Origin of the sequence: uncultured Cyclobacterium sp., assembly GCF_963976465.1 — a bacterium.
GTDB lineage: Bacteria > Bacteroidota > Bacteroidia > Cytophagales > Cyclobacteriaceae > Cyclobacterium.
The window spans coordinates 1-6,237 of the sequence record NZ_CAXBOC010000354.1; the positions used below are offsets into that span (position 1 = coordinate 1).

Below are 6,237 nucleotides of genomic sequence, written 5' to 3' on the forward strand. Positions count from 1 at the left end.
CAACTGGACAAGCCCCGTTCAAATGAGTTTTGGAAATACTCCTTATGAGCATTTGTATACCCAACAAACTAGTCCTTACTTTCGTGCACCTCATATTTATTTGGCTATAGGTGCTCGATTTATGCCCAATAGGAAAGTAGTAAACGACGAAGAGGCCAAGCAATTGGGCGTAAACCCCAAATATTACAATGATTGTTCTGATGCGATATTGATGTCCTCAAGAGGGGGAGGAGTTTATCAAAGACAGTTTATGGAATCTTTTATTAAGCCAGGTATAGGTTTGCAAAACTGGGTTTCCAGGTCCAATTACCCTGCTCTAAACATTGTGAAAACCGGTCCTACGGAAATGTCTGTATACGTTAATCAAGATTATGCTCAGCCCACTGCGCATCTCAGGCGATATTCCATGAGGCTGGATGGTTTTGCCTCTTTGTCTGCCGCTTACTCCGGAGGTGAAATGACTACCAGGCCGTTTGTGTTTGAAGGAAATGCCTTGGAATTGAATTACTCCACCTCTGCTGCCGGGGAAATACTTATTGAATTATTAGATAAAGATGGGAATAAGTTGCCCGGATACTCAATGGAGGAATGTCAGCCCATCATAGGTAATGAGATTTCCAGAACCGTTTATTGGAACAAGTCTAAAGACCTTAGCAAGTTGGCAGGGAAGGCTGTTAAGATGAGGGTCTTTTTAAAAGATGCGGACATTTACTCATTTAAATTTGATTGATAATACTGGATAATTCTAAAAGGGGGTAAGTATTCCAGCTCGAATATAGAAGTGCAATTTATTTAAGTTGAAAATAAAATGACAATTTCTAATAAGGTGGTATTCGGGAATTTCTAGTGGGCCAACATATAATGGTGTAATAAAAGGCCATTAAATCACCTTAAGTTTCACCTATAAAGTTAATTGACTTCAGATTTGACACATTGAAATATTGTATTAATAATGTAAAATAAAGTATAAGAAAACATTTAATTCATATAATATCTTTGGTATATACATTAAAGTACCTTATTAAATTATTTATTATATGAAAAAATATATACAAGGATTACGTTTCTTTGTGCCATTGATCACAATATTGATCATGGCTGGATCGGAAGGTTATTCACAAGGTGCGAGAGAAATCACCGGGACCATCACAGATGCATCGGGAGAGTCTCTACCTGGTGTGAATATTTTGGTTAAAGGTACCTCAATAGGTACTGTGTCTGATATTGATGGAAGTTATAGAATAGCTGTTCCTCAAGACCAAAACATACTCGTGTTTTCATTTATTGGTTATACCTCTCAGGAGATGGGTATAGGAAATAACAGTACCATCAACGTACAACTCAAATCTGTCTTGTCGGATATGGACGAAGTGGTGGTCATTGGTTTTGGAGAACAATCTCGAGAATTATTAACCACCTCAGTATCCAAAATGGATGAGCGAGTATTAGAAAATATTCCCTATTCTAACGCTGCATCAGCCATGCAGGGAACCTTGGCAGGAGTGAGGGTTCAGAGCACCTCCGGGCAACCGGGAGCAGCACCTAGAGTAATCGTCAGGGGAGGAACTTCCATTAATAACCCTAATGGAGCAGCCCCTTTGTATGTGGTGGATGGAGTAATCAGGCCTGACATTAATAATATTGCTCCAAGTGATATTGAGACCTTTCAAGTGTTGAAAGATGCTGCGTCTACTTCAATTTATGGAGCCAGGGGATCCAATGGTGTGGTGGTAATAACAACCAAATCAGCCAAATCCGGATTTATTTCAGCAACGTACTCTGGTAGCTATTCATTGTCTCAACCAGGAAGTTTGTATGATCTTGCTTCTGCACGTGATTATTTGACCTTCGCCAGAAGGGCTATGATGGTTCAGGATATCTTTCCTGATGCATCTTTCAGACTGACCAACCCCGTAGGTTTTGGAACAGGAAATGATCTTAGCAATAGCACCGCATATACCACCCAATATTTAACTTCTGACAACGAGTACAAGTTAAATGAAGGCTGGGAAAGCATGCCTGACCCTCTAGACCCATCCAAAACCTTAATCTTTAAGGACACAGATTGGCAGGATGTATTGTTTAGAACTGCTGCAATTCAAAATCACCATGTATCGCTTTCTGGTGGAACAGAAAAAGCAAAAGTGACTGCTAGTCTTGGTTATTTGGACAATGAGGGGATAGCCATCACCACTGGATATAAACGCTATACCATGAATGTCAATGGAGATTTTAAAGTTAGTGATCAATTCAGTTTTTATGGAATAGTCAATTATGCCAATTCAAAAGATAATCAGGTAAATAGTATCACCAATATTTTTGCCAGGGCAATCACTTTACCTCCAACAACCAAATACCGATTTGAGGATGGTACTTTGGCACCAGGGCAGGCATTGAGCGAAGGAAATCCTGAATATGTTCTTAGGAACAGGGTGGCAGAAAACAGATCAGAAAACCTGACCTTTTCTATTGGTTCCAGGTGGCAAATTACGCCTGAATTGAGTTTTGACCCTCAACTGTCAATTTATAATAGAACAAATGATTCGTACAGTTTTCAACCTGCTGTTTTGAATGGCCCCAATAATCTGGTGGACAACAGATCTGCGAGTGCTTCAATTTCTAAATGGAGACAAACTCAGGTGGATGCAGTATTTCATTATGCCAAAACTTTAGGTGAAGCACACAATGTGAACGCAACTGCAGGTTATGCCTATTTTGGAAGAAATATTTCCTCTCTTAGCGCTTCGGGCCAAGGAGCTTCTACAGACCTTATTCCTACTTTAAATGCCTCTGCAGAGCCGACTAGCGTAAGCAGCTCCATATCGGATCAGGTTATTCATGGTTATTTCGGTAGGGTAAATTACGATTTTAACTACAAGTATTTAGTTTCTATAAATGCAAGGTACGATGGCGCATCTAATTTAGGAGCAAATTATAAATGGGGATTCTTCCCAGGTGTAGCTTTGGGTTGGAATATGCATAATGAAGAATTCTGGGAAGCATTGCCGCAGGATGTTTTTAGTAAACTAAAAATTCGTACCAGTTACGGTATCAATGGTAATATTGGAAACCTTGGTGATTTTTCCGCTCAAGGAGCCTATGGAGTAGGAGCAAGGTATGGGGGTTACGCAGCCATTCAAAACACCTTGATACCCAATCCTGAGTTGAAGTGGGAACGGTCCAAAACTTTGAATTTTGGAGCAGATCTTACCCTGTTTGACCGCTTAGGGCTTGTTCTAGACGTGTATAGAAGGGTTACGGATAACCTAATTACGAATTTGGCTTTGCCACCATCTACTGGTTTTGGTAGTACGCTTACCAATTTAGGTAGCTTAGAGAATAAAGGAGTAGAATTGGAAGTGAATTACAATGTTTTGCCTTCAGCTTCAGATTTCCAATGGAACCTAGCAGCCAATTTTGCCACCCTACAAAACAAAATATTAAAACTCCCTGAAAATGGAGCGGATAGAAATCGTGTAGGTGGATATTATGTTTGGGATGCAGGACTGGGTGACTATTCCTGGCAAGGAGGCCTTCAGGAAGGCGGTAGTCTTGGAGAGTATTATTCTCACATAGAACTGGGTGTTTATCCAACTGACCAGGATGCAGAAGGTGCACCAAGTGATACTTATAAAAGATATCCGGATACCTCATTTGGTGGGGATTATATATGGGACGATTTAGATAACAATGGGGTAATAGACGAGAAGGATAAGAAATATGTAGGAACTGAATTTCCAACCTTAACGGGAGGATTGACCAATACTTTTTCCTATAAAAATTTAATGCTTTCCCTTCGTATGGATTATACTGTCGGGCATACCATTTACAACTATGCACGTGCATTTATGGAAGGCCAATGGAAGTTGAACATGAACCTTACCCAAAATTTGGTTGACAACGGCTGGCAGGAACAAGGCGATGTGGCTACATTACCGAGATATGATTGGGAAAGTACCAGGGCCCAAATAAACGTTCATCCAAATCGCACAGGTCAAGGGTATTATGAACCTGGCGACTACCTTGCCATAAGAGAACTAAGCCTAAGCTATAATTTGCCAAAAAGTGTATTAACGCCCATTAATTTGGAAAATGTAAGACTTAGCCTAACAGGTAACAACCTGTATTATTTTACAAAATACAAGGGACTTAATCCTGAATTTGGTGGACGGGATTATGGGCGATACCCCATTCCGAGAAACTTTATTTTTGGTTTAAATATTACCTTTTAATTTAAAATAAAGGAATCATGAAAAAATTAAATATAGCTTTAATATTAAGCCTGTTTTTATTCGGATCCTGTTCCGATTTACTGGATGTTTCACCTACGAGTGTGATTACCACAGAGTCTTTTTGGAAGTCCGAAGGAGATGCAGAGGGTGCATTGATTGGAATGTATGTTAACCTTAGAAGTATATCTAACTCGACCTTGTATTATTTGGGTGAAGCCCGCGCTGATGTAGTAGCGCTTGGGACTGTAGGTGATGGCGGATGGGCTAAATATTACACCAACCGCTTGCAACCAGATAATGCCGGTCCAAGTTGGCAGAGCCTATACACCCTAGTAAACAGTGCCAACCTGATCATTAAATATGTACCAGAAATTGACTTTGCATCTGAGGAAAGGAAAAACACCATCTTGGCGGAAGCATACACAATGAGAGCATTTACTTATTTTGTAATGACGAGAACCTGGGGGGATTTACCCTTGCGTATGGTTCCAACGGAAAGTGAAAATCCTGAGTTGACACAAATTGAAAGAACCGCACAAAGTGAGATTTTTCAATTCATAAAAGCCGATATTGATAAAGCTTTACAGTTGTTTCCTGACAATAGTTACGCAGAAAACAAGATGTTCTGGTCCAAGCCAGCCACTAGTGCACTTAAAGGAGAGGTTTACCTTTGGACGGCAAAACAAATGGGAGGTGGCAACGCTGATCTCCAAACTGCATTGGACGCGTTAAAGGATATCCAAAACACAGATGTGGACTTATTGGATAATTTTGCGGATGTTTTTGATTATGACAATAAAGGCAATAAAGAAGTTATTATGGCTGTAAGATTTGCCGAACTCGAATCTGCAGGTAATAATTATTTCAACGCCATGTATCTCATTGGAAGTGCTATCCCTGCCAATATTTCTGCAGAAGCAAGGGAAACAATAGGAGCAATAGGTGGAGGGAGCAATAATATTACAGTTCCTACAACATATGTTAAATCCTTGTTCACCAATGATGATCAAAGGAAGGATGCCTCCTTTTATGAAATATACACTATCGGGGAGAATGAAGCCTTGACTTATTACACAACAATAGTAACAAAGGGAAGTGGTACTGTAATAGGGGGTAGTAGAAATTTTATTGATGACATTATTTTATACCGGTATGCTGATGTTTTATTGATGATTGCAGAAGCCAAAAATGCGCTGGGTGAGGATCCGTCAATGGAAATTAATCAGGTGAGAATGAGGGCATATGGAGACCAGTTCGATAATTATGCCTTTACATCAGGTACTGTAGAAGAAAACAATGAGATAATCCTTGAAGAAAGGTTAAGAGAATTGGCTTTTGAAGGTAAAAGATGGTGGGATTTAGTGCGCTTCGATAAAGCCATCGAAATGCTTCCTACATTAAGTGAACAAGCCAATCCTGAACAAAAAATCCTATGGCCGATCTCTACTAGTGTTTTGAGTTTGGAGAATAAAGTAACACAAAACCCAGGTTATGAATAAAGGTTTGAAAGCTTGAATACTTGGAGACAAATGATTTTTAAACAATTTAAAATTGCGCTGATATTAGCGGTGTTTTCTAGTGGAATAAATTTTGGATGTAATTCCAAAGTACCACAAAGAGCCTCGCCAAATATTTTGCTGATTGTTTCTGAGGACAACAGTCCAGATTTGGGATGTTATGGGAATAAGCTCGTACACACTCCAAATCTGGACAAGCTTTCTAAAAATGGCGTTATGTTTCTCAATGCTTATACAACTTATGCAGTTTGTAGTCCATCGAGAAGCAGTATTTTCACAGGATTATACCCGCATCAAAACGGTCAACTCGGATGGGCGACCCACTATTACGCACTTTATTCCGGGATAAAAGTTTTGCCCAACTATCTTAAAGAATCGGGCTATAGAACTGGGATCCTAGGTAAGGTTCACGTTAATCCAGCTGATAGATTCGACTTTGATTTTGCAGATTTGCCTGGCTCCAATTTTCAAAAAGAAAGTCTAAAGGA

3 protein-coding genes and 1 pseudogene are annotated in these 6,237 nt (G+C 39.7%); all 4 read left to right on the forward strand.

Going from position 1 to position 6,237, the window contains the following annotated elements; all coding sequences use genetic code 11:
- Positions 1-730: pseudogene (locus tag AAC037_RS17620) on the forward strand (hypothetical protein); the annotation flags it as partial.
- 307 nt (positions 731-1,037) lie between these two features.
- Positions 1,038-4,232, forward strand: coding sequence for a TonB-dependent receptor (locus AAC037_RS17625; RefSeq protein WP_339904398.1), 3,195 nt, complete (start codon positions 1,038-1,040; stop codon positions 4,230-4,232).
- 17 nt (positions 4,233-4,249) lie between these two features.
- Positions 4,250-5,731 carry a RagB/SusD family nutrient uptake outer membrane protein gene (locus AAC037_RS17630; protein ID WP_339904399.1) on the forward strand — a complete coding sequence of 494 codons (1,482 nt, stop codon included), beginning with the start codon at positions 4,250-4,252 and terminating at the stop codon, positions 5,729-5,731.
- A gap of 12 nt (positions 5,732-5,743) precedes the next feature.
- Positions 5,744-6,237: sulfatase-like hydrolase/transferase (locus tag AAC037_RS17635; protein ID WP_339904400.1), on the forward strand; the 494-nt coding region annotated here is incomplete at its 3' end.

Excerpts from the sequence above, each read along its gene's own strand:
- AAC037_RS17625 (WP_339904398.1), top strand. The coding sequence starts at position 1,038 with ATGAAAAAATATATACAAGGATTACGTTTCTTTGTGCCATTGATCACA.
- AAC037_RS17630 (WP_339904399.1), top strand. The coding sequence starts at position 4,250 with ATGAAAAAATTAAATATAGCTTTAATATTAAGCCTGTTTTTATTCGGA.